We start from the raw sequence: 22956 nt of genomic DNA on the forward strand, positions 1-22956 counted from the left end.
GGTCACCAAAGGCTTCCTCCGCAAAATCGCCCTCGGCGTCTACACACCCCCACCACCCGTAACCACCAGCACAAACCCTTAACTTGACGGCCTTGGCCCTTGACACCTGTCCCGGAGTCGCAAGTGCGGCTTATCGGGAGGGGCGGCCGGGGGTGAGGGGGGCCCAAGAGGTGCCCGGAAGTACCACTCGGCTCAGGGTCCGGCGGGCCGGTGGGCCCTGCGGGGCTGCGCACACTTTGCATGGGGCAGCGGGGCTTGTCTCGGCGGCTGACGGCCGCCGGTTGGCCGGCACTCATGCCCCGCTGGTCACCGTTGCGCTGTGGTGCCCGGGAGGCGGGTGGGAGTTGCTGTCCGGCCGGGGTCCTCGGGCCGGTCCGGGGGTCTCAGGGCGGCGCCCGGAGCAGGGAGTGCGACGCTAGAGCCACTTCCGGCACGTCAGATGGTCGCAGCGTCACAGTCGTCGGGATCAAGCACCCCACCCCCGCCAATCTGCCCCATATGGGATGGTTTGACGGGCGGTTGGGGGTCTCTCCGGGCGGCACATGTGTCCTGAGGTGCGTTAGACGCACTCCTCGGCGCGAAGACCGCCTCCGGGAGCCCACTTACCGCCACACGAGTCCCAGCAGCCTCTACTCCCACTCCACGGCGACCAGCGGGGCACGAATCGCAACCAGCAACAGACCGCCGGCCGCCGAGACGGGGCCGAGTCACCCCACGCCACTGCCGCGCAGCCCCGCAGGGCCCACCGGGCCGCCGGACCCTGAACCGACCGGCAGTCTGGCCGGCCCCCCGGGCAACCCCTCCCCCCCGGCCGCCCCTCCCGAAAAGCTGCACTTGCGCCGGAAGGGCAGGTGTCAAGGGTGTAGCGAAGCGTAATCGGCGCAGCCGACGCGACGCAGGAGCGCCCTTTACTCCTGTCCTGGAGGCGCGACACTCACAGCTGGAGGGGCGGCCCCCTTCCCAGCAGCCCGCGCCACCCACCCACCCCATCCAACCCCGGGCCCGTCCCGACCGTCCTCGGTGCTGTGCCGTGGATATGGGTGGCTCTTCGTTAACCTCCGGTTTGTCTTTCGTTCGGCTTCAGTTCTGCGGAAAAATTCATGGCGTTCATATGAGGCTCCTACCTGTCACACAGGTTTGACCGATTCCTTACTCAAGGACGTACCGACGACCTTGAGCAAGGGAAGCGATGTTCCGCCTGCGCAAGACCCCCGAGAAGCGCGACGAGCGCGACGAGCCCGATGAGCCCGCAGAGGCTGCCGACAAGCCCGCTGAGCCCGCCCAGCCCGACGCGGCTCTGCGCGTGGCCAGTCGGTTGCACTCGTTCAACCGTTATGAACTGAAATACCTGGTCCCCGTCGACGAGGCCCGCGCCATCCGGGATGAGCTGGCCGAGCGGATGGACCGGGATCCGCACAGTCCCGTCGGTGGGTACGGGGTGTGGAGTCTGTACTACGACACCCCTCAACTCCGGTTCTACTGGGAGAAGATCGAGGGGCTCAAGTTCCGCCGCAAGCTCCGCATCCGGCACTACGGCGACCTCGCCGGGGTCACCGACGAGTCGTCCGTCTGCGTGGAGATCAAGCAGCGCGTCAACCGCGTCACGCAGAAGCGCCGCATCACCCTCCCGTACGCCACCGCGCGCCAACTCTGCGACGGGCGGCAGCTCATCGACCATGCCGATCGTGAACGTGCCTTTGTCGAAGAGGTACTTGAGCTGGTCGTACGGCTCGATCTGCGGCCCATGGTCATCACCGGCTATCAGCGCGAGGCCCTGGTCGGGCGCGATCAGGACACCGGGCTGCGGGTCACCTTCGACCGGCGGGTGCGCGGCCGGGACCGGGACTTCGACTTCTCCGTCGAAGGGGCGGAGAACCGCTACACACTGCCTCCGCACCTCACGGTGATGGAGGTCAAGGTCAACGAACGCACCCCCTACTGGATCACCGACCTGGCCGCCCGGCGCAATCTCAGCCTCGTCCGGGTGTCCAAGTACGTGCAGTCCGTCGAGGCGTTCGGCCTCGCGCCCCGGTCCGTCTTCCACGTACGCGAAGAGGACTTCCCCCCATCCGTAACACCCGCGCCGGCGGCGCCCCACGCGCACAGCGCTCCGTCGTCGGCCGTTCAGCCTGTGGAGGCATGAGCAACCGTGAATCTCGACCTTCAGGACCTGAGCGGAACGTTCAGTGTCACCGACATCGTCATCGCGATGTCCCTGTCGTTCATCCTCAGCACGATGATCGGCTACGTCTACCGGGCCACCCACCGGAACGTCTCGTACAGCCAGTCGTACGTGCAGACCCTGGTCATCGTCGGCATGATCGTCGCCCTGATCATGCTGGTCGTCGGCTCCAACCTGGCCCGCGCCTTCTCCCTCGTCGGCGCCCTGTCGGTGGTCCGCTTCCGTAACGCCATCAAGGAGACCAGGGATGTCGGCTTCATCTTCCTGGTGATGGGCATCGGCATGGCGGCCGGCGCCCGCTTCTACACACTGGCGGCCGTCGCCGGTGTCGCGATCTGCCTGATCATCTTTGTGATGCACAAGTTCAACTGGTTCCACCTCGACGTCCAGCGCCAGGTGGTCAAGGTGCAGGTGCCGGCCGGTGACGACTACAGCGAGGGCATCCGCGACGTCCTCATCCGCTACACCAGCGAATTCGAGCTGGTCAGTACGGAGACGATCCGGGGCGGCGCGCTCACCGAGGTCTTCTACACCGTACGGATGAAGAAGGGCACCGAGCCGGGCGAGCTGGTCGCGGCGCTCCAGGAACGTACCTCCGGGCAACGGGTCACGGTCCTGACCGGGTACGACCAGACCGACCTGTGATGGCTGGGCCGGGTACGAGTTCTGTGTCGGGGCCGCAGTCGCAGTCGCAGTCGCGGTCGCGGTCGCGCAAGAGCTTCAAGCACCGCATCCCCGTCCGGCTGCGGCATCACTGGAAGCCCGTCGCCGCCCTCGGTGTCGGCATGACCGTCCTGCTGGTCTTCTTCGGTGAGGCCAGGGTCTCGCCCTGGGTGACCAGCGCGTCGGCGGCGGACAGCAACGAGATCATCGAGAACGTGCGGGGCTCGGTCGACCTGTACGACGCGACGGCATCGCACCGTATCCAACTCTCTTACAGCGATTCCGACTTCACGAAGATGATGAAGGAGTTCAAGGAAGACGGTACGAAGGAGTACATCCAGGCGGACCTGACCATCGACGGGGTGTTCCTCAACGACGTCGGCATCCGGCTCAAGGGCAACTCGACGCTCCGGAGCCTGGGCGGCGGCGGTCGCGGGGGCGGTGGTCCGGGGGGCGGTGCGCCGGGTGGCGGTGTGCCCGGTGGCGGTGCGCCGGGCGGTGGGGCTCCGGGTGATGGTGGTCCCAACGCCGGTGGCGGCAATGGCAACGCCGGTGGCAACGCCGGTGGCAACGCCGGGGGCGGTGGCGGTGGCGGCGGCATGATGAATTACGAGCTGTCCGCGTCCAAGCCCGAGGAGCTGCCCTGGCTCATCAGCATCGACGAGTACGTCGAGGGCCGCGCCTACCAGGGCCACCGGGAGATCTCCGTACGCCCCGGAGCGGACGACCAAGTCCCGTTCAACGAGGCGCTGTCCCTGTCCCTGATGAGTTCCTCGGATCAGCCGGCGGAGGGCTTCGCCTTCTCCTCCGTGCAGGTCAACAACGGCCCGGTCGTCACCCGTCTCCTCGTCGAGAACCCGAGCATGGACTACGCCGATGGTTCGTACGACACCGACGGTGTGATGTACAAGGCCCGTGCCGGCGGCAGCTTCGCGTACAAGGGCGACGACCCGACCGACTACAAGGAGTCCTTCAAGCAGCTCAACAAGAAGGGGAGTCAGGATCTCGCCCCGGTGATGAAGCTGATCAAGTGGGCGAACGAGGCGTCGGACAAGGAGTTCGCGGCGGAGCTGGCCGACCACGTGGACGTGACGTCCTTCGCGCGGTACGTGGCGACCCAGAACCTGATCATGAACTTCGACGACATGGCGGGCCCGGGGAACAACTACGTGCTCTGGTACGACCTGAGCACCAAGAAGTTCTCCGTCCTGGGCTGGGACTTCAACCTCGCGTTCAGTGGCTCCACGGACGCCGGACCCGATGACGAGATGGGATTCGGGGGCGGGGCCGGCGGCGGGCCGCCGGGTGACTTCGAGGGCGAAGTGCCAACAGGGGTTGAGCTTCCGGCCGGTGACCTTCCTGGTGACTTGCCCGGTGACTTCCCCGAAGGCGGCCCGGGTGGTGGCCCAGGTGCTGGCGCAGGTGGCGGTGCAGGCGGCGGTGGCGGCGGTGGCGGCCGTATGGGCGGCCACATCCTCAAGGAGCGCTTCCTGAAGCTCGACGCCTTCGACTCCGTCTACAAGACCGCCTACCGCGAGCTGTATGACGAGTTCTACGGCTCCGGATCCGGCGCAGGCTCCGGCTCCGCGTCCAAGGCCCTCACCGCGCTCGCGGCCGGCGCCAAGGCGAGCGGCGCCGACGCGGCCGGTGTCGACAAGGCCGTCGCCGCCCTCCGTACCACCGTGACGGCCCGCACGAAGGCCCTGGCGAAGAACAAGGAGGTCGTCCCCACTCACTGATGACGTGGCCGGTCGGCCATCGGCTGTGGCCGATCGGCCGACGCGGTCCCGTGGGCCGTGCGCCTAACGTCGGTGTTCCGGGCAGTCAGCCACCCGGAACACCGAATCACGGGAGCCGTTCCATGACCCAGCAGATCCAGCAGACCACGGAATTCGCCTCCGACGCCGTCGCGTTGCTGTCACGGCTCATCCACCGCGCGGCCAAGAGGGGGACCGAGAAGGTGGGCACCGAGCATCTTCTCTACATGCTGCTGGACGACAACGAGAAGCCCGGTGCCGCCCTCGTACCCGGGTTCCAGACATCAACTTCGGTCAGTGGTCAGATCCTTGCCCGTATGGGGAACGACGACCTCTGGGTACGGACGGACGAGGACACCAGCTCCGGCTCCGGGGACGACAGCGCGACGTCCACCTCGTCGTCCGATCACGATCACGACAACGACGACCGCATCGAAGCCGACGCCGCCTGGCGCGAAGCGCTGTGGCTCTCCGTCCGGCGCTCCCGCCCCGGCCCCGCCCGGGAGGCCCCCAGGCCCGTACCGTCCGGCGCCCTCCGCGCCGCAGTGCTCGGCGCGCTCCGGCAGGCCCGGCGGGAGGGTTCGTACACCGTGCACGAGCGCCATATCGCCCGCGCCCTGCTGGAGTTGCCCATGAGCCGGGCCGTCGAGCAGATGGTGCTGTGCCGGGTGGATCTGGCGGCGTCCGCAGCGGCGCTGGACGCGCAGGCCGAGGCCGTACGCGGCGGAGCCACCCCGTGGACGGCGGAGCACGAGGCCGAGTCCGGCAGTCTGGCGCTGCTGCGGCAGAGCGGGCTGCTGGGGGAGCGCGGCAGCTGGTGGATGCGCGGCCTGACCTCGTGGATGGCCCGCTCAGCCGGGGACGGGTCGCCGATCCTGATGGTGCTGCGTACCGAGGCGGTCAGACAGGCGGAACGGTACGGACGCGACACCGCCGGGCCGGCCGAACTCCTGCTCGCCGTACTGGCTCTGGACCGGGCGCTCACGCTGGCGGGGAAGGCGCTGCCGGCGGAGCTGGCGGAGGTCAACTCCGTTGCGGAGGAGCTGCGTTCGTGCGGTGTGCGGCATGCGGCGCTGGTCCGGGCGGCCGTCGCGCTCGTACCGGCGACGGGGCACACCGTACCCTCACCCTCCGAACCCTTCACACCGGCCGGGAAGGTGGAGATGTCGGCCGAGGGTGATCAGCTGGTGGCCAGAGTCCGCCTGCTGGCCGCCGAGCGCGGCGCGGGTACGGTCGGGACGGCGCATGTGCTGGCCGTACTGCTCGACGAGGAGGGGACGGGGGAGGTGGTCGGGCGGCTGCTCGGGGAGAGCGGCGCGGACCCCGACGAGCTGGCCGTGCTCCGTGACCGGCTGGACGGCCGGCTCGGCGCGTGACGCGGTTTACCACCCGACCCCGACCCCGACCCCAACCCCAAGCACCAACCAACCAGCCACAGATACATGCAGGGAAGGCGGCGGCAGGAGTGAGGGAGTTGTTCCGGGCGGGGGTGGCCGAGCTGCGGGTGGCCGAGCTGCGGACGGCCGTGGCCGCGTGGCGGGCGGCGCCGCGCCGTACCAGGATCACCGACACCGTCCTCGGCCTGCTGGTGGCCGTCGTCGGAGTGGTCCCACTTTCCCTCGATGTGCCCGGGATCGAGCGGCCCTCCCTGGTGCCGGCGGTCCTGGAGGCGGTATGGGTGGTGCTCCTGATCCTGGCGCGGCGGTACCTGCCGGTGGGCGTGGTGCTGGGCACCGTACCGCTGTTCCTCGGCGAGAACCTCTGGGCGCAGATCGGGCTCCCGCTGATCGTGCTGTCGGCCGCGCGCCGCATCGAGCCGCATCGCAGGGCCTGGCGCGCGGTGCTCATCGCGTGCGTTGTGGGCACGGGCCTGAGCCTGCTCGTACGCGCCCCGGGCGGTTCCGTTGGTTCCGTCGATCTCGCCGAACAGCTTGCGAACGTCGCGATCACGGCGGTCTTCCTCGTGGCGCTCCCCGCCTGGTCCGGAATGCTGCTGGGGCAGCGGCGCCCGCTGGTCCGGCTGCTGCGGGAGCGCAACGCCTACCTGGAGCAGACGCGCGTCCTCACCGACGCCACCGCGCGCATGGAGGAACGGACCCGGATCGCCGGGGAGATGCACGACATGCTGGGGCACCGGCTGAGTCTGATCTCGGTGTTCGCGGGAGGTATGGAGTTGCAGGCGGCGAAGTCGTCGCCGGAGATGGCCGAGCAGGCCGAACTGCTGCGGAAGACCGCCGGTACGGCGATGGAGGAGCTGCGGGAGATCCTGGGCGTGCTGCGCCGGGACGACTTGACGACGGGCCCGGCGTCCGGCACTGCGCCGGCGGAGGAGAGTGCGGACAGCACGGGAAACACCGGCGGCACGGGAAACACCGGCGGTACAGGCGGGGGCGACCGCGACCGTGGCACCCGCGAGGACATCGCCGCGCTGGTGGCGGAGTCGAACGGGGCGGGCGTAGCGACCGAACTCGTCTGGTCCGGCCCCGACATGACCGACGAGGAGCCCCGCGTCCGCCAGGCGCTCCACCGGGTGGTCCGCGAGTCGCTGACCAACGTCATCAAGCACGCGGCCGGCGCCGCGACCCGGGTCGAGGTGGCCCACACCGGCGACCGGATCGAGGTCGCCGTCACCAACAGGGCGCCGCACGCGGCCGACTTCCGCCGGATGGCCGGGAACCGCAGCGGACTGGCGGGCCTGGAGGAGCGGGTGTCGCTGATCGGCGGGTCGTTCACGGCGGGGCCGGTGGGCGGCCCGGACGGGAAGGGGTTCCGTACGGCGGCGGTGCTGCCGTCCCGGAAGGGCGCGGGGCTATCGTTCCCGCACCCGGGGGCGGCGCCGGGTCTGTCGCCCGAGCTGTCCGCCGAGACGCTCACCTGGCCGAGGCTTCTGGGCGCGGGATGCGCGGCGGGGATCGTCATGGTCCCCACGGGACTGTTCCTCATCGTCCTCCTGCTGATCCAGGTCGTACGCTGATCCAGGTCGTACGCTGATCCAGGTCGTACGCTGATCCAGGTCGTACGCTGATCCAGGTCAGACGCTGATCCAGGTCAGACGCTGATCCAGGTCAGATGCTGATCCAGGTCAGACGCTGATCCAGGTCAGACGCTGATCCAGGTCAGACGCTGATCCAGGTCAGACGCTGATCCAGGTCAGACGCTGACCCAGGTCATTTGCCGATCCAGGTCAAACGCCGGTCCAGGTCAAACGCCGATCCCAGGTCATACGATGAGGCGATGATCCGAGTCCTGGTCGCCGACGACGAAGCCCTGATGCGTACGGGAATCCGCCTGGTCCTGGAACACGCCGACGACCTCACGGTGGTGGCCGAGGCCGGCAACGGAGCCGAAGCGGTCGCCGCCTGCCGGGGCCAGGACATCGACGTGGCCCTGCTCGACATCCAGATGCCGGTCAAGGACGGCATCGCCGCCGCCGAGGACATCGCGCGGGTCTCTCCCCGTACGAAGGTCGTCATGCTGACGGCCTTCGGCGAGGACCGGAGCGTGACCCGCGCGCTGCGCGTCGGCGCGACCGGCTTCCTGCTGAAGGACACCGGCCCCGCCGAACTGATCCGGTCGGTACGTGCCGCCGCCACCGGCGAACCGGTCCTGGCCCCCCGCATCACCCGCCGCCTGCTGGAACGCCACCTCCTCTCCGCCCAGGAGGCCGACACCGCCCGCCACCGCACCGACCTGCTGACCCCCGCGGAACGCGACGTGCTCCGCCTCCTCGGCGAGGGCCTCTCCAACGCCGAGATCGCCCAGCGCCTCCACCTCAGCGCCAGCACGGTCAAGGCCCACGTAGGCCGCATCCTCACCCGCACGGGCTGCGCGAACCGCGTCCAGGCAGCGGTCCTGGCCCACGACGCGGGCCTCCTGGCGGACTGACCGACGACGGAGATCGCCACCTGACAACTGCCACCTCGCAACTGCCGTCCGACACCGGACCGGCACTCCATGTAACCACTCGGGAGTGACAGCCAGCCCCGAGCCAGAGGCTCTCGACGCCCTCCGCGCCCGTACAGCAGCCCAGTTGGACGACGCGGGTGGCTTCGCGTCCGGATGGATGCGCGCGGTCTTCGAGAGGGTCCCGCGCCATGCCTTCGTGCCACACCGCGTGTGGGAGTGGTCCGAGGACGCCCGCGCGTACGAACCGCTGGACCGCGCCGTCGACCCGGACGGCTGGGAGGGGGAGGAGCGACCAACCCCGACAACGCCTATCAGCTCCGGATCGCCGGTTACCCCGAGCGTGAATTGCCGCTGCCGGCCGGATCGATGGGCCGCAGCGGCAAGGGGCTCATGGCCGATGGACTGCGTCCGGAAGACGGCTACGCGGTCGAGGCAAAACATGTACGCGAGCCTGACTGCAAGAAGACCTTCCGCAGCCTCGATGAAGTCGACAAGACACTTGCAACGCCTCCCAAAGTGGACAACAAGGGGAAGCTCAGATTCGATCCACGCGTAGACGGCATGTACGGATCGGACGAGCGGGAGCTTGCGCGCTACCGTGCGGCCATGTCAGATCCCCGGAACAGCGAGATCCGAGGACTTGAGATCGTCACGAACGATAAGGACTCCGCAAGTTACTGGCAGAGCATGATGGCTATGAACGGCGTCAACGGAACCTCGCGATACATACCGTGACAACAAGAGGTGGACATGTCTGAGCACGATGACATCAGGGCGACCTTCATCTTTCACCCACCCGTTGACGACGCTGCCGCCTGGCACATGACCATCGAAGGTTTCGTTCACATCCTCACCAAGAGCTTCCCGGACGCCTTCACGAAGTACCGCACCAGCCGCCTGCGGGGCAGCGATGCGGTGGACTTCGAAGTGGAGATAGGGAAAGGCGTGTGGCTTGAGGGAGTCGCACAGACGCCCGTTGAGGACAGTGCGGTCATTACTCTCGTGGAAGCGACGGCTCGGGAAGCAGCCGAGTTCGCACTCTGGATTCGGAGCAGCCTCATTCCCTCTCCCGAACTGCTCCGGTTCAGCAGCGACCGGGCGATGGAGAGCGGGTACGACGCGGAGTGGCAGCTTCCCCCGTCCAGCGAAGTGTCAGACGTCGAAGCTGCCTTCCTGGGGCATCTGGAGTCTGTCCAGTAGGTGAGGTGGCGGCTACACCGTGGCCTTGACGTTGTTGACGAACGTTGCCCATGTCCCGGCCCGGAAGACGAGGGCCGGGGAGGTCGGGGTCTTGGAGTCGCGTACGGGGACGATGCCGGTGAGGCCGGTGGCGACTTCGAGGCAGTTGCCGCCGCTGGCGCCGCTGTATGTGGACTTGCGCCAGGACGCGGCACCGGGGAAATCCCGTGCCACTTCGAGGCAGTTGCCGCCGTCCCCGCCGCTGTATGTGGACTTGTGCCAGGTGGCGGCACCGGGGAAGTCGCGGGCGACCTCAAGGCAGTCGCCGCCGCTGCCGCCGCTGTACGTGGATTTGTGCCACGTGGCTGCGCTCAGGTCGTACTCATGGCTGCTGCTCTGCATGTTCGTAATCCTCCGCCGCTGACTCCAGCAGGGCCAAGGATTTTTCCGGTGACAGTGCGATGGCCCCCACCAGATCGTAGGTCAGTTCGTGCCGGGAGACGGTCGCCGGATCGTCCAGCAATTGGCCCGAGCCCATGCTCTGTAGATAGGCCAGTGGAGGCGCGTCGTCGAACGACATGAGTTTCAGGGTGCCCTCAAGCGCCGCGTGTGCGCCCGCCTCCAACGGCAGCACTTGCACGATGATCCGGTGTTTACGGATCAGCCGCGCGATATGCCGCAGCGCCTCCGCCATGACCGCAGGTCCGCCCACCGGGCGGCGGAGCACTGCCTCGTCAAGCACCGTCCAAACCATTGGCTTTGTTGGATCCTTGAGGAGGTTGGCTCGTTCCAGCCTGGCCGCGATCAGTTCGTCTATGGCGTCCTCCACCGCCGTTGGGTTGTATGCGCGGAACACCGCCCGCGCATAGCCCTCGGTCTGCAACAGGCCCGGGATCAGGAAGGGCGCGTACTCCTTGATCACCGTGGCGATCGCCTCCGCCTCCGCCGCTTCGGCGAAGTGGTCCGGGTACTTCGACTTCTTCAGCGCCTCGCAGTTGCGTGCGAAGAACCCGTTCGTCTTGAACGTCTCGTCGAAGTACGTCGCGTACTCCGTCTGCATCCGGCGCGTGCCGGACTCCAACTGACCGATGAACGACGCGCTGACGAAGAGGGGTCGGCCCAACTCGCCCTGGGACAGCTGTGCCTGTACGCGTTGATGTCGGAGTTCCGCGCCGAGCATCGCGCGCGGGGAGGCGGACGGATCGAGGGGTTTGGGTGCGGACATGGCTGGCTCCCTGTTCATCACCTGTCGGTGTTGGGATGAAGTGTCTGTTCAGGCTAGCCATATTTCGCCACGCTGTGTGGGTCGAATTCATACGCAGAGTGCGGGAGTGTGCTGATGGCTACGCAGGACACAAGAGATGGTGAAGTCGCGGCGGATGCGGATGCGGATGCAGTCGCGGTGGCTGAAGCGGTGAACAGTTATCGGTTCAACCTCCTCCACTGCCTGGCGGAAGGAACTCCGGATCTTCACGACCCCCGTTACGAGGTCCTGAAGTCCACGCCACCCGCCGGGTGTTCGGCCGGGCGGTACGGGGATTACTTCGCCCTCCGGTGTGAGCGCGCGGGCGTGAATCTGCTCGACGCGGTCGCGCCGGTGTGCGCCGAGGTCAGGGGCGCGTCCGGGGTGCTGATGACGGATCTCGGGGTTGAGGGGCTCTGGGAGTGGACGGCCGACGGGCCGGACGGGCACGGGGCGGTGGTCGTGGCGCAGTTGCTGCTGATGGCGGCCGAGCGGGGGTCGCTGATCGGGTACGGGGTGGAGGACCTGGTGCGGTTTCTTCGCACGGCGGCGGGTTGAGGGAGGGGCGGGAGGGCCTCCTGCGTGAAATTGAGTGGTCCGGCCTTCGGTGCGCTGCGATGATGCCTCTGTCTCCCAGGCGGAGGACATTTGTTCGTTTTTGTGTGTGCTGGGTGCGGTGCCGAGTTGACCGTTCCGCTGTCCCAGGTCGCCCTGCCGGCCCATGCCCGTCAGAAGTACGGGAACGGCATCCAGCTTCCGGTGCTCATGGAACCGGGAACGTTCGCCGTGGACCCCGAGCCCTGGGGGCCGCCGTGGCGGACGTGGGAGGAGATCCCTCCGGACGAGGCGGCCGAGCGTGGTGTCTACGCGCCGGTCTACGTCCTGTCCGACGCCGTGCCCGGCGCGGTCGTCATCGCGCCCGGCGATGTTCGCGGCACGCTGTTGATCCCCGAGAAGGGCGGCGGGTACTGCTGTGGCCTCGACGGGGCCGACGGTCCCAACATGGCCTGTGAGACGTGCGGGTTGGCCGTGGCCAGCCGGATCGACGACTGCTCGCTCTGGCAGGCGGTGTGGCTCGACCCGGATGCCGTGCGCCGCCTCGCCGTCGACGGAACCTACGTCGCGCCGCTCTCCTGGGCGGAGTTGATGGCCGAAGGCAAGCGCACACCGCTGTACGAGCCGATCACCACGTGGGGGGCGCGGCCGGGGGAGCGGCGCTGGTGGTCCTGGAGCCCGCAGTGGGAGGCCGCGGTGGGCCGGGCGCTCGCCCACATGCTGGCGGCCTCGGAGGGCCGGGCCGTGACCGTCCCGGACGGGCCGGCCGCGGAAGTGTTCCAACGCGTCCTCGACGCCCTGCTGCCGGCCGGTCCCCCTGCGCGGCGGGTCCTCTTGGCCGGGCCGGGACTGCCTGCCGCTGTCTCCGTTCCCGTTCCCGATGCGGACATCCTCCTCGTACCGGAACATCCCCGGACGGGAGAAGTCTGGGCCCCGGCCGGGGGCGCCGACGCGGTGTATTCGGTGCCGCTGCCGTTCGGGGTGTGGCTGGGGCTGGCCTTTCCCGAGCCGAAACCGCCCGTTCCCGCGTCGGGCGTCATGCCGGACGGCGCCCTCCGCGACGACCCGCCCCTGCCGCGCCCCCACCACCTGTTCCGAGCCGACTCGGACACGTTCCGGCATACCCTGGCCCGGCTGCTGGCCGCCCGTAGTCCGTGGCTGCGCGAGGTCCTCGCGAACCTCACGTGGCACATGCAGGCCGGCCTCTTCTAGCCGTGCCCCACCCCGCCGCCAGGCCGGAAAGCGCGGGCCCGGAAGGCTCAGGCGCTCGTCGGTTGCGGGGCCGACGTCGGTTCGGGAGGGGCCGGGGGTGTGTCCGGGGAGGTGGTCGTGGGGGTGGTTGTCCCCGGGGTGCTCGTGCCCGGGGTGCTCGGGCCCTGGGGCTGGGGTGCGTTCAGTTCCTGGAGCATCGTTCTTGTGAAGCCGAAGTAGTACGTGGCGATGAAGCCCGTCACGTAACCCACCAGCAGTCCTCCCGCGTATACGGCGATCATCTCGCCCAGGCCCCGGTTGCCCGCCAGGAGGGGGAAGAGCGCCCAGCCGGACGGGCCGATCGCCGTGGAGCCCACGGCCGCGCCGAGTTGGTTGAAGAGGCCGACGAAGCCACCGCCGAAGGCGCCGCCCACGCAGGCGGTGATGAAGGGGCGGCCCAGGGGGAGGGAGACGCCGTAGATGAGGGGTTCGCCGACGCCCAGCAGGCCGGCGGGGAGGGCGGAGCGGATGGTGCGGCGGATGGAGGTGTTGTGCGGGAGGCGGAGGTAGACCGCCGCCGCCGCGCCGACCTGGCCCGCGCCCGCCATGGCGAGGATGGGGAGCAGGACCGTGTAGCCCTGCTGCTCGATGAGGGTGGTGTGGATCGGGATGAGCGCCTGGTGCAGGCCCAGCATCACCAGCGGCAGGAACAGCCCGCCCAGGACGAAGCCCGCGCCCGAACCCCCGTGGGAGAGCAGCCAGGTGGCGAAGGTGCCGATGGCGGTGGAGACCTCACCGGCCACGTACATCAGGCCGAAGAGTGTGACCAGGCCCGACACCAGCACCGTCAGCGTCGGGGTGACCAGGACGTCGAGTGCCTCCGGGATCCGTCTGCGGCACCACTTCTCCACCCACACCGCGAGCAGCGCCGCGCCCAGCGCGCCGAGCACACCGCCTTGGCCCGGTGAGAGCTTCTGGCCGAACGCGTCGACATTGGCGACGCCCGGGAAGACGATGATCGCGGCGACCGCGCCGCCCAGAATCGGCGTTCCGCCGAACTCCTTCGCCGTGTTGTAGCCGACGAAGACTGCCAGCAGTGACATGAAGCCGGACGCGAGCGCGGCCAGTGCCGGGACGACCGCCGGCAGCCAGTGCAGGTTCGTCAGCAGGCCGTTCAGGCCGGCGATGATGCCGCAGCCGATGAGGGCCGGGATCAGCGGGACGAAGATATTGGCGATCCGGCGCAGGAAGAGCTTCACGGGCGTGGCGTTCTTCGCCTTCCGGTCCGCTCTGATCGCCTCGCCCCTCGCCGCCAGCTCCTCGGCCGTCGTGGGCGGGCCCGCCGCCGGGGCGGGGGCCTCCCGTACCAGCTCCTCGAACTGGCTTGTCACCCTCGCCACCGCGCCCGGCCCCAGCACGATCTGGTACGTCTCGTCCTCGACCACCCCCAGGACCGCGGGCAGCGCTCGCAGCTCCTCGTCCCGGACGAGGCCGCGGTCGTGCAGTCCCAGGCGCAGCCGGGTCATGCAGTGGGCGATGGACGCGACGTTCCCGGCGCCTCCCACGAGCGGGAGGATCGCCTCTGCCGTGGCGCGGTTCTTGTCCGTGGTAGCCATGGTGCGGGTTCTTTCAGCTGGTACGGGAGGCCATCAGCGCGTCGCGCAGATGGCCGTCGGAACGGGCGAGGAGCGTGGCGGCGGTGGGGCCGTCGACTCCGCCGAGGATGACGAGAATGGCGTTCTTCACCTCGCCGTGGGTCTCCCGGAGCGCCGACTCGATCTCCGTGTCGGACGCACCGGTGGCGAACGACACGATCCGGCGGGCACGGGCGCGCAGCTTGTCGTTGGAGGCGCGGACATCGACCATCAGATTCCCGTAGGTCTTGCCGCGCCGGATCATGGTGATCGTCGAGACCATGTTGAGCACGAGCTTCTGTGCCGTGCCCGCCTTGAGCCGGGTGGAGCCGCTGATCAGCTCGGGGCCGACCACGACCTCGATGCCGTGCTCGGCCGCCGCCGCCAGCGCGCTCCCCGCGTTGCAGGACAGACCGACGGTGAGCGCGCCCAGCCCGCGGGCGTGTTCCACGGCTCCGATCGCGTACGGCGTACGGCCGGACGCGGAGACGCCGATCACCGTGTCGGCGGCGGTGACGCCGATCGCCGCCAGGTCGGCGACCGCCAGCTCCTTCGAGTCCTCCGCGCCCTCCACCGACGTCACCATGGCGCCAGGGCCGCCCGCGATCAGGCCGATGACCTCGCCGGGGCCGGTGTTGAAGGTCGGCGGGCACTCGCTGGCGTCCAGCACGCCGAGCCGCCCCGCCGTACCGGCGCCCGCGTAGATCAGCCGCCCGCCGCGCGCCGCGCGTGCGGCGGTGGCGTCGATCGCGGCGGCGATCCCGGGCAGCTGCGCGGCGACGGCGGCGGCGACGGTGGCGTCCTCGCCATTCATGATCCGGGCGATCTCCAGCGTGGTCAGCTGATCGATCCCGGCCAGGTCGGGGCGGAACGCCTCGGTGGTGAGCGAGTCGAGCTGCGCGCGGAGTTCGCCGTACGACGAGGTCCGGGCGGACGGGGAGGACGGGGTGGTCATGAAAACGCGGCTCTCTCTGCGGACGGAGGGTGATCACGGAGGGTGATCAGAGGGTGCTGGGTGTGCGGTGGTGGGGTGCGACGCGGGTACGGGTACGGGTGCGGGTGCCGTCTGGCGGGTCTGCGGGTCTGCGGGTCAGCGCGCGCCGCTGCCGCCGCCGCGCGTGCTGTGGCGGTGCGCCAGCGCCTCGTACGAAGCGGAGAGGGCCGGGGCGGCCGTCTCGTACGTACGCTGCGCCACGCCTATGAACAGGCAGTCGACGACGAGGAGTTGACTCGTCCGGCTCGACATGGCCGCCGGGCGCAGATCGCTCTCCCGCGCGGTGGACGTCGTCAGCACATGGTCGGCGTACTGCGATACGGGGCCGTCCGGCCGGCCCGTTATGGCGACGGTCGTCGCACCGCCGTCGAAGGCCACCCGGAGCGGCTCGATGACATCGCCGGTCGAGCCCGAGTGGGTGATCGCGATGGCCACGTCGCCCGCGCGGAGCTGGACGGCGTTGGTGACGGCCAGGTGCGGATCGCTGAAGGCGTGCGCTATCAGCCCGATGCGCAGCAGCTTCTGCGCGAGATCCATGCCGACGAGCCCGGACGCCCCGACGCCGTAGATGTCGATCCGCCGGGCCGTCGAGGCCGCGGTGACGACCGCGCCGAGCTGGACCGTGTCGAGCCCCGCGGCGGTGTCGGCCAGCGTCTGCTGCTCGTCGTAGGCCAGCTTGGCGACGACGTCTGCTATCGGGTCGTCCACGGCGATGTCCGCCGTGACGGCGGGGGCGCGCCCGGACTGCTGCTGTGCCGCCAGCCCGGCGAGCGCGAGGCGCAGATCGCGGTAGCCGGGGTAGCCGAGCAGCCGGGCCGTACGGACCACGGTCGCCTCGCTCGTGCCGGTCAGCGACGCGAGCCCGGTGACGGTGAGCGCGGCGCAGCCCGCCGGGTCCCCGGCGACGGCTTCGGCGACGAGCTGCATGGAACGGGTCATCGTCGGCGCGAGGGTCCGCACCTTGGCCGCCAGGGCGGCCGGTGCGGGCGGAGAGGCGCCGCTGGAACTTTCCTTCACGATGTGCGTCATACCTGAAAGATATTTTCGAAATTCCCCGCCGGTCAACCCTCAGATATCCCTGACGTGGATATCCCTGACAATGGCTGAATGGATGACTCCCCCACCAGTGGCCCTTCACTGGAACCGGCTCTGCACGCCGCCCGCGCCCTGGTGCTGGCCGATCTGGCCGCGGGCGATGTCGCGCGCGCCGACGTCGTCTCGCTGGTCGAGGACTCGGTGTCGCACCGCCGCTGGTGGGTCGAGCAGTGGCCCGAGGGCGTGGCGTACGTGACCGGGCTGATCGCCCAGGACGTACAGGACGCGCTGCTGGAACGGTACGGGCGCTGGCCGCTCTGCCCGGTCTGCGACGGCCCGGCGGAAGTCGGTGACGGGCACACCGGGCACGCCGGGAGCGACGGGGAAGGTGGTCCGGACGCCGGTCCGCACGCGCTGGAAGTGGAGCCCGAACTAGGGGAAGACCCTCACTGGATCTGCGGGAAGAAGGGCATCGTGATCGCCCCGGTCGGCTCCCTCGCCCCGCAGAACCCCGCCGGCGGTACGGGCGGTACGGGACGGCCGTGACCCTCTACATCGACCCGCCCACCTGGCCCGGCCACGGCCGCCTCTGGTCGCACCTGGTCAGCGACGTCTCGTTCGACGAACTCCACGCCTTCGCCGCCGCCATCGACTGCCCGGCCCGCGCGTTCGAACGGGACCACTACGACATACCGTCCGACCACTACGGGATCGCGGTCCGGGCCGGCGCGGTCGAGATCGGCTCCAAGGAGCTCGTCCGCCGCCTCACCGCGGCCGGGCTGCGCCGGCCCAAGGGCCGCCCGGCCGCGTAGCACCGTTGCTCAGGAGGCGCACTCCGCCTTGGCCGTCTGTGGCACTCCGGCCGCCGCAGTCGGCGCGGGCCGTGCCGCCGAGCCCGCCACCACGCGGCTCGACGCGCTGCCCCGGTGGACGCGCAGCGCCACCAGCGTCAGCGCGACCGCGGCGACCATGATGGCCGCGCCCGCCCAGGCCGGGGAGGCGTAGCCGAAGTCCGCGTCGATGACCGTACCGCCGAGCCAGGGGCCGCCCGTGTTGCCCAGGTTGAAGGCGGCGGTGGCGGTGGCGCCCGCGAGGGTCGGGGCGGCAGCGGCGATGTTGAACATACGGGCGTTGAGCGCGGGCGCCGTGTAGAAGCACGAGACGCCCAGCAGGAACGTCAGGACGATCACCGGGACCGGGTGCGAGGCCGTCACCGCCAGCAGGGCGAGCAGCACCGCCGAGGCCGTGATGCCGCTGACCAGGACGCCGAAGAGGTGCGCGTCCGCGTACCGGCCGCCCAGCGCCGTACCCACCAGCGCGCCGACGCCGAACAGCGCCAGCACCGTCGGCACCCAGCCGCTGTCCAGCCCGGCCACGTCCGTGAGCAGCGGGGCGAGATACGAGAACGCGCAGAAGACACCGCCCGCGGCGAGCGCGGTGATGCCCACGGCGAGCCAGACCTGACGGTCGCGGTAGATGACCAGCTCGCGCTTGAGCCGCGGCTTCTCGGCCGGTACGGGGATCGGCGGGATCAGCGTGACGACCCCGACCAGCGCGATGGCCGACGCGGCGCCCACCGCCCAGAACGCCGAGCGCCAGCCCAGGCTCTCACCGAGGAACGCGCCCGCCGGCACACCCAGCACATTCGCGATGGACAGGCCGCCGATCATGACGGCCATGGCGCGGGCCCGCTGGTTCAGCGGCACCATCGCGATCGCGACGGCCGCGCCGACCGCCCAGAACCCGGCACACGCGAACGCGCTGATCACACGGGACGCGAAGAGCACCTCGTACGTCGGCGCGAGCGCTCCGGCGACCTGGCCGACGCCGAAGACCGAGATCAGCGCGATCAGGGTGGTGCGGCGCGGCAGGCGCAGGGTCGCCACGGCGAGCAGCGGCGCGCCGACCACCATGCCGATCGCGAAGGCGGATATCAGGAGCCCGGCGGTCGGGATGGACACGTTCATGTCCTCGGCGAGCGGCGGCAGCAGGCCGGAGAGCATGAACTCGCTCGTACCGAGCGCGAAGACCGACAGACCGAGGATGTAGACGGCGAGCGGCATGCGCCCGCGGGCAGGGGCCGAGGCTGGTGCGTCTGTGGGGGTGGGTGCGGGCGTGGGTGCGGGCGTGGAAATGTCAGCGGGGACGGAGTCTGGCATGACAGGTGCCAACAGCCGGCTGACTGGTTACATTCCGGCCGTCCCGCTACCGCTCAGTTACTGAGACGGGCTCGCGCCGAAGCGGTTCGCCGGCTGCGACGGCTCCGTCACTGGGACGGGCGCGGCCTCGTCAGCGTCCGCAGCTCCGCCGCCAGATTCCCGCGGGCCGGTGCCTCCCACTCCCGCACGCCGTGCGGGGTGCGGAACAGCCCCGGCAGCGCGAGCAGTTGGTCCAGGACGGCGGCCCGGCCCGTACGGAAGTCCTCGTCGGGCACGAAGCCGTACTCCTCCCGTACGGCCGTCGCGTAGGCGGCGTACGCGGTCGGCGGCGAGGCGAGGACGGCCAGGTCGGCATCGCACAGGACCGCGCCGTTGCGGTCGTCGGGGGCGGCGGCGTGGGTGGCGGTGAGCCGGACGAGCCGGGCGACCTCCGCGATGTCCTCGGGCCCCAGTCCGGCCTCGCGCAGGGCGACTTCGGCGAGGTGCGCGGACCGCTCCTCGTTCTCCGAGCGCTCGGGCCGGTAGACCGCGTCGTGGAACCAGGCCGCGAGCCGGACGAGATCCGGGTCGTCCGCGTACGCGGCCAGGGTGTCGATGTGGTCCAGGACGGCGGTCAGATGGGCCGTCGTGTGGTACCGGCGCTGCGGCTCGGCCCAGCGGGCCAGCAGATTGTCGGCGTACGGGGCCGGGTCGGGGCCACCGGCCGGTCCGCGCAGGGAGCGGAGGGGCGCGCTGAAGCGGCTGCGGAGATCGTGCATGGGACGACCATAGAGCCGGGGGCCGGAGGGACTGGCCTCCGGCCCCCGGCGCGCGCGGGTGGCAACGCCCCGCCCGCGCCCCACCCGTGCACCCGCCCTCGCCTCACCCGTGCCCCGCCCGCGCACCCGCCCCGCCCGCGCTCACACCGCCTTGAAACCGCGCAGCCGCAGGCTGTTCCCCACCACGAAGACCGACGAGAACGCCATCGCCGCGCCCGCGATCATCGGGTTGAGGAACCCGGCCGCCGCGAGCGGGATCGCGGCGACGTTGTACGCGAAGGCCCAGAACAGGTTCCCCCGGATCGTGCCCAGCGTGCGGCGCGCCAGCCGGATCGCGTCGGCGGCGGTGCGCAGGTCGCCCCGGACGAGCGTCAGGTCGCCGGCCTCTATGGCGGCGTCCGTGCCCGTGCCCATGGCCAGGCCCAGATCGGCCTGGGCCAGGGCGGCGGCGTCGTTCACCCCGTCCCCGACCATGGCCACCGACCGGCCCTCCGCCTGGAGCTTCTTGATGACGTCGACCTTGTCCTCGGGCATGACCTCCGCGATGACGTCCGACGCGTCGATGCCGACCTCGGCGGCCACGGACGCGGCGACCGCCCTGTTGTCGCCGGTGAGCAGGATCGGGGTCAGACCGAGGGCGCGCAGCCGTTCGACGGCCTCGGCGCTGGTCTCCTTCACCGCGTCGGCGACTTCGAGGACGGCGCGCGCCTCGCCGTCCCACGCCACGGCGATGACCGTACGGCCCGCCTCCTCGGCGGTGGTACGGGCCCGGTCCAGCTCCGCCGGGAGGCTGATCCCCCGGTCCGCGAGGAGCCTCGGCCGGCCCACGAGGACGGCGTGCCCCTCGACGGTGCCCTGGACGCCGAGGCCGGGGATGTTGGCGAAGTCCTCGGGAACCGGCAGCGCGCCGACGCGCTCGGCCGCGCCCTCGGCCACGGCGCGGGCGACGGGGTGCTCGGAGGAGTGCTCCAGTGCCCCGGCGAGCCGCAGCACCTCGGTCTCCCCGCTGTTACCGCCTGCCGTGGTGTGCGTGGCCAGGAGGGTCATCCGGCCCGTCGTGACCGTGCCCGTCTTGTCCAGCACGATGGTGTCCGCCTTACGGGTGGACTCCAGCACCTCGGGCCCCTTGATGAGGATGCCGAGCTGCGCGCCCCGGCCCGTACCGACCAGGAGGGCGGTCGGGGTGGCCAGGCCCAGGGCGCACGGGCAGGCGATGATCAGTACGGCGACGGCTGCCGTGAACGCGGCGGTCAGTCCCGCGCCGGTGGCCAGCCAGACGCCGAACGTGCCGAGCGCGAGGAGTACGACCACCGGCACGAAGACGGCGGAGATCCGGTCCGCGAGGCGCTGGACGGCAGCCTTGCCGTTCTGCGCGTCCTCCACCATGCGCGCCATCCGGGCGAGCTGGGTGTCGGCGCCGATCCGGGTCGCCCGTACGACCAGTCGGCCGCCCGCGTTGAGGGTGGCGCCGGTGACGGGGTCGCCGACGGAGACCTCTACCGGTACGGACTCGCCGGTCAGCGTCGACGCGTCGACGGCGGAGGAGCCCTCGATGACCGTGCCGTCCGTGGCGATCTTCTCGCCGGGCCTGACCAGGAAGGCATCCCCGACCTGGAGATCCGCCGTGGGGACGCGCAGCTCGCGGCCCTCCCGTACGACCGTGACCTCCTTGGCGCCCAGCTCCAGCAGCGCGCGCAGGGCGGCTCCGGCCTTGCGCTTGGAGCTGATCTCGAAGTAGCGGCCCGCCAGGATGAAGGCGGTGACACCGGCGGCGGCTTCGAGATAGATGTTCCCGGAGGCATCGCCCCGGCTGATCGTCAGCTCAAAGGCGTGGCTCATGCCCGGCATGCCGGCCGTGCCGAAGAAGAGCGCCCACAGCGACCAGAGGAACGCGGCCCAGGTGCCCACGGAGATCAGCGTGTCCATCGTCGCCGCGCCGTGCCGGGCGTTGGTCCAGGCGGCGCGGTGGAAGGGCCAGCCCGCGTAGACGACGACGGGCGCTGCGAGGGTGAGGGAGAGCCACTGCCAGTTGTCGAACTGGAGGGCGGGGATCATGGCCATCGCGACGACGGGGGCGGCGAGGACGACGGCGGTCAGGAGGCGCTGGCGGAGCGTACGGAGTTCGGGGTCGTCGTCCGCGGTGGGGTCCTGGGCGTCTGAGGTGGACCGTGGTCCAGTGGAGCTTATGGGCGCGGGCGGGGGCGGCTCCTTCGCCGTGTAGCCCGTCGCCTCCACCGTGGCGATCAGGTCCCGCACGCTGACGTCCTCGCCGCGATAGGTGACCTTGGCCTTCTCGGTCGCGTAATTGACGGTGGCCTCGACGCCGTCCATACGGTTGAGCTTCTTCTCGATGCGGGCCGCGCAGGAGGCGCAGGTCATGCCGCCGATGGTCAGCTCGACATCGGTACCGGAGGTTTGGGTGGCGCTCATGTCGGGCGGCTCCTTCTCATCGACCTGGTCAGTTTACCCCCGAGGGGTATCGTCTGGCATCAGGTATACCCCCTAGGGGTACCGTTCGCAACGGAGGGGTCGCCCGGGCGGAACGCCGGGAAGGTCGAGGGCTGCCTGCCCTTCCGTGGTGACCTCGGCCTTTAGGCTGGGTATTGGACTAGACCTGTACGGAGAAAAACGATCCGGCTGGATCCGCCCGGATCCAGCCAACCCCCTACGGATGAGGCCCCATGAGTGAGCGCGCGGTACTGCTGGAGGTGATCGCCCTCGACGCGGCGGACGCCGTCGCGGCCCGGAACGGAGGCGCGGACCGCCTCGAAATCGTCGCCGACATGGCGGCGGACGGGCTGAGCCCGTCCCGCGAGACCTTCGCGCGGATCAGGGCCGCCGTCGACCTTCCCCTACGGGTGATGCTGCGCCGGACGGACGGGTTCGCCGCCGACGGCCCCGACCCCCGGCACGGCGCGGACGCGCTCGTACGGGTGGCGCGGGGGCTGCGGGCGGAGGGCGCGGAGGAGTTCGTCTTCGGCTTCCTCGACGCGGACGGGACGCCTGACCTGGTGACGGCGGAGCGGCTCATCGCCGAACTGGACGGCTGCCGCTGGACGTTCCACCGGGCGATCGACCACGCCGCCGACCGTGCCGCGCTCCGCCGGAGCCTCGCGGACCTGCCGGGCCTGGACACGTACCTCACGGCCGGATCGCCCGCCGGCGTCGGCACCGGCCTGCCGACGCTGCTGGCCGAGGCGGCGGCGGGAGCGCGCGGGGAACCCGGCTACGGGCAGCGGCTGATGGTCGGCGGCGGGCTGCGGCTCGGTCATGTGGCGGCGCTGCGGGCGGCGGGGGTGGACGCGCTGCATGTGGGCGGTGCGGTGCGGGTGGGGGGCGGCTGGGAAGCGGGGGTGGACGCGGGGGCGATGCGGGAGTGGCGCGCGGCGGTCGACGCGTGACGTCGTGACGCCTGCGGCGGGCTTGTCCCCTACCCGCCCCTTCCCGAAACCGGGGCCGGGTCGCCTCCCGGCGAGGGGCCGTGGTCCGTCTTGGGCTGGGCCCGGTGGGTACGTGCGGGTTGTTGCCGGGTGCCCCTCCGGGGGCACGCGCCCGGACTGCACGATTTACGCCGCGTGCGGGCCGGTCCGGAAACGCGCCGGTCTCGCTCAGCGGCACAAATCGCGCTTTACGTCCGGACACATACCCCCTGCGGTGCCCCCTTCCCCGCCCGCACAGACCCGCTCGCCGTCCCGTGGCG

21 protein-coding genes are annotated in these 22956 nt (G+C 70.5%); 13 read left to right on the forward strand and 8 right to left on the reverse strand.

The annotated features are described in order from the left end of the window. Window positions 1-1303: 1303 nt before the first annotated feature. From AB0389_RS36120 to AB0389_RS36155, 8 genes are all read left to right on the forward strand, one after another. Window positions 1304-2143, forward strand: coding sequence for a polyphosphate polymerase domain-containing protein (locus AB0389_RS36120; protein WP_366399833.1), 840 nt, complete (start codon window positions 1304-1306; stop codon window positions 2141-2143). A 6-nt stretch (window positions 2144-2149) separates the two neighbouring features. Next, on the forward strand, window positions 2150-2827 hold the full coding sequence (locus tag AB0389_RS36125) for a DUF4956 domain-containing protein (RefSeq protein WP_366399809.1): 678 nt from the start codon (window positions 2150-2152) through the stop codon (window positions 2825-2827). Further along, window positions 2827-4584: a CotH kinase family protein gene (locus AB0389_RS36130; protein ID WP_366399810.1), complete on the forward strand. Its 1758-nt coding sequence runs from the start codon at window positions 2827-2829 to the stop codon at window positions 4582-4584. The genes AB0389_RS36125 and AB0389_RS36130 overlap by 1 nt, the downstream gene beginning before the upstream one ends. 122 nt (window positions 4585-4706) lie before the next feature. After that, a complete protein-coding gene (locus AB0389_RS36135; protein ID WP_366399811.1) occupies window positions 4707-5978 on the forward strand; it encodes a Clp protease N-terminal domain-containing protein in 1272 nt (423 codons plus the stop codon). 89 nt (window positions 5979-6067) lie between these two features. Beyond that, on the forward strand, window positions 6068-7576 hold the full coding sequence (locus tag AB0389_RS36140) for a histidine kinase (RefSeq protein WP_366399812.1): 1509 nt from the start codon (window positions 6068-6070) through the stop codon (window positions 7574-7576). 260 nt (window positions 7577-7836) lie between these two features. Next, window positions 7837-8487 carry a response regulator transcription factor gene (locus tag AB0389_RS36145; RefSeq protein ID WP_366399813.1) on the forward strand — a complete coding sequence of 217 codons (651 nt, stop codon included), beginning with the start codon at window positions 7837-7839 and terminating at the stop codon, window positions 8485-8487. Window positions 8488-8661: 174 nt separating this feature from the next. After that, complete coding sequence (locus tag AB0389_RS36150; RefSeq protein WP_366399814.1) at window positions 8662-9243, forward strand: restriction endonuclease fold toxin-2 domain-containing protein; 582 nt, start codon at window positions 8662-8664, stop codon at window positions 9241-9243. A gap of 15 nt (window positions 9244-9258) precedes the next feature. Next, the gene (locus AB0389_RS36155) at window positions 9259-9708 is read left to right on the forward strand and encodes a hypothetical protein (RefSeq protein ID WP_366399815.1); all 450 of its coding nucleotides are present in this window, start codon (window positions 9259-9261) and stop codon (window positions 9706-9708) included. Between the two features lie 12 nt (window positions 9709-9720). Here the strand turns inward: AB0389_RS36155 and AB0389_RS36160 are convergent, their stop codons facing one another. Both AB0389_RS36160 and AB0389_RS36165 read right to left on the reverse strand, forming a co-directional pair. Further along, on the reverse strand, window positions 9721-10089 hold the full coding sequence (locus tag AB0389_RS36160) for a DUF397 domain-containing protein (protein ID WP_366399816.1): 369 nt from the start codon (window positions 10087-10089) through the stop codon (window positions 9721-9723). Next, complete coding sequence (locus AB0389_RS36165; protein ID WP_366399817.1) at window positions 10070-10912, reverse strand: helix-turn-helix transcriptional regulator; 843 nt, start codon at window positions 10910-10912, stop codon at window positions 10070-10072. Before AB0389_RS36165 ends, AB0389_RS36160 begins: the two co-directional genes overlap by 20 nt. Before the next feature lie 177 nt (window positions 10913-11089). On the opposite strand from AB0389_RS36165, the gene AB0389_RS36170 reads away from it, so the two are divergent. Together AB0389_RS36170 and AB0389_RS36175 are read left to right on the forward strand one after the other, a co-directional pair. Continuing rightward, on the forward strand, window positions 11090-11488 hold the full coding sequence (locus AB0389_RS36170; RefSeq protein ID WP_366399818.1) for an amidase: 399 nt from the start codon (window positions 11090-11092) through the stop codon (window positions 11486-11488). A 90-nt stretch (window positions 11489-11578) separates the two neighbouring features. Then, on the forward strand, window positions 11579-12697 hold the full coding sequence (locus AB0389_RS36175) for a hypothetical protein (RefSeq protein WP_366399819.1): 1119 nt from the start codon (window positions 11579-11581) through the stop codon (window positions 12695-12697). Between the two features lie 47 nt (window positions 12698-12744). Here the strand turns inward: AB0389_RS36175 and AB0389_RS36180 are convergent, their stop codons facing one another. From AB0389_RS36180 to AB0389_RS36190, 3 genes are all read right to left on the reverse strand, one after another. Then, a complete protein-coding gene (locus tag AB0389_RS36180; RefSeq protein WP_366399820.1) occupies window positions 12745-14292 on the reverse strand; it encodes a PTS transporter subunit EIIC in 1548 nt (515 codons plus the stop codon). A 13-nt stretch (window positions 14293-14305) separates the two neighbouring features. Beyond that, on the reverse strand, window positions 14306-15265 hold the full coding sequence (gene murQ, locus AB0389_RS36185; protein ID WP_366399821.1) for an N-acetylmuramic acid 6-phosphate etherase: 960 nt from the start codon (window positions 15263-15265) through the stop codon (window positions 14306-14308). Window positions 15266-15400: 135 nt separating this feature from the next. After that, complete coding sequence (locus AB0389_RS36190) at window positions 15401-16333, reverse strand: MurR/RpiR family transcriptional regulator (RefSeq protein WP_366399822.1); 933 nt, start codon at window positions 16331-16333, stop codon at window positions 15401-15403. Window positions 16334-16411: 78 nt separating this feature from the next. Between AB0389_RS36190 and AB0389_RS36195 the strand changes: the two genes are divergently transcribed. Both AB0389_RS36195 and AB0389_RS36200 read left to right on the forward strand, forming a co-directional pair. Then, window positions 16412-16885: a hypothetical protein gene (locus AB0389_RS36195; protein ID WP_366399823.1), complete on the forward strand. Its 474-nt coding sequence runs from the start codon at window positions 16412-16414 to the stop codon at window positions 16883-16885. Beyond that, the gene (locus AB0389_RS36200) at window positions 16882-17151 is read left to right on the forward strand and encodes a DUF4031 domain-containing protein (RefSeq protein WP_366399824.1); all 270 of its coding nucleotides are present in this window, start codon (window positions 16882-16884) and stop codon (window positions 17149-17151) included. The genes AB0389_RS36195 and AB0389_RS36200 overlap by 4 nt, the downstream gene beginning before the upstream one ends. Before the next feature lie 9 nt (window positions 17152-17160). Here the strand turns inward: AB0389_RS36200 and AB0389_RS36205 are convergent, their stop codons facing one another. The 3 genes from AB0389_RS36205 to AB0389_RS36215 all read right to left on the reverse strand — a co-directional run bounded on the left by AB0389_RS36205 (window position 17161) and on the right by AB0389_RS36215 (window position 21686). Next, window positions 17161-18402 (reverse strand): Cmx/CmrA family chloramphenicol efflux MFS transporter, encoded by a 1242-nt coding sequence (locus AB0389_RS36205; protein ID WP_366399825.1) that lies wholly within the window; start codon window positions 18400-18402, stop codon window positions 17161-17163. Between the two features lie 203 nt (window positions 18403-18605). Next, entirely contained in the window at window positions 18606-19256 is a 651-nt protein-coding gene (locus AB0389_RS36210; RefSeq protein WP_366399826.1) for a hypothetical protein, read from the reverse strand. Between the two features lie 141 nt (window positions 19257-19397). Continuing rightward, window positions 19398-21686 (reverse strand): heavy metal translocating P-type ATPase, encoded by a 2289-nt coding sequence (locus AB0389_RS36215; RefSeq protein ID WP_366399827.1) that lies wholly within the window; start codon window positions 21684-21686, stop codon window positions 19398-19400. Between the two features lie 251 nt (window positions 21687-21937). On the opposite strand from AB0389_RS36215, the gene AB0389_RS36220 reads away from it, so the two are divergent. Continuing rightward, complete coding sequence (locus AB0389_RS36220; protein ID WP_366399828.1) at window positions 21938-22657, forward strand: copper homeostasis protein CutC; 720 nt, start codon at window positions 21938-21940, stop codon at window positions 22655-22657. Window positions 22658-22956: the final 299 nt, after the last annotated feature.

Origin of the sequence: Streptomyces sp. NPDC093109 (assembly GCF_040701725.1) — a bacterium.
Classification (GTDB): domain Bacteria; phylum Actinomycetota; class Actinomycetes; order Streptomycetales; family Streptomycetaceae; genus Streptomyces.

Excerpts from the sequence above, each read along its gene's own strand:
- AB0389_RS36210 (WP_366399826.1), bottom strand. The coding sequence starts at position 19,256 with ATGCACGATCTCCGCAGCCGCTTCAGCGCGCCCCTCCGCTCCCTGCGC.
- AB0389_RS36215 (WP_366399827.1), bottom strand. The coding sequence starts at position 21,686 with ATGAGCGCCACCCAAACCTCCGGTACCGATGTCGAGCTGACCATCGGC.
- AB0389_RS36165 (WP_366399817.1), bottom strand. The coding sequence starts at position 10,912 with ATGTCCGCACCCAAACCCCTCGATCCGTCCGCCTCCCCGCGCGCGATG.
- AB0389_RS36220 (WP_366399828.1), top strand. The coding sequence starts at position 21,938 with ATGAGTGAGCGCGCGGTACTGCTGGAGGTGATCGCCCTCGACGCGGCG.
- AB0389_RS36160 (WP_366399816.1), bottom strand. The coding sequence starts at position 10,089 with ATGCAGAGCAGCAGCCATGAGTACGACCTGAGCGCAGCCACGTGGCAC.
- AB0389_RS36155 (WP_366399815.1), top strand. The coding sequence starts at position 9,259 with ATGTCTGAGCACGATGACATCAGGGCGACCTTCATCTTTCACCCACCC.
- AB0389_RS36195 (WP_366399823.1), top strand. The coding sequence starts at position 16,412 with ATGGATGACTCCCCCACCAGTGGCCCTTCACTGGAACCGGCTCTGCAC.
- AB0389_RS36190 (WP_366399822.1), bottom strand. The coding sequence starts at position 16,333 with ATGACGCACATCGTGAAGGAAAGTTCCAGCGGCGCCTCTCCGCCCGCA.
- AB0389_RS36205 (WP_366399825.1), bottom strand. The coding sequence starts at position 18,402 with ATGCCGCTCGCCGTCTACATCCTCGGTCTGTCGGTCTTCGCGCTCGGT.
- AB0389_RS36180 (WP_366399820.1), bottom strand. The coding sequence starts at position 14,292 with ATGGCTACCACGGACAAGAACCGCGCCACGGCAGAGGCGATCCTCCCG.
- AB0389_RS36145 (WP_366399813.1), top strand. The coding sequence starts at position 7,837 with ATGATCCGAGTCCTGGTCGCCGACGACGAAGCCCTGATGCGTACGGGA.
- AB0389_RS36150 (WP_366399814.1), top strand. The coding sequence starts at position 8,662 with ATGGATGCGCGCGGTCTTCGAGAGGGTCCCGCGCCATGCCTTCGTGCC.
- AB0389_RS36135 (WP_366399811.1), top strand. The coding sequence starts at position 4,707 with ATGACCCAGCAGATCCAGCAGACCACGGAATTCGCCTCCGACGCCGTC.
- AB0389_RS36130 (WP_366399810.1), top strand. The coding sequence starts at position 2,827 with ATGGCTGGGCCGGGTACGAGTTCTGTGTCGGGGCCGCAGTCGCAGTCG.
- murQ (WP_366399821.1), bottom strand. The coding sequence starts at position 15,265 with ATGACCACCCCGTCCTCCCCGTCCGCCCGGACCTCGTCGTACGGCGAA.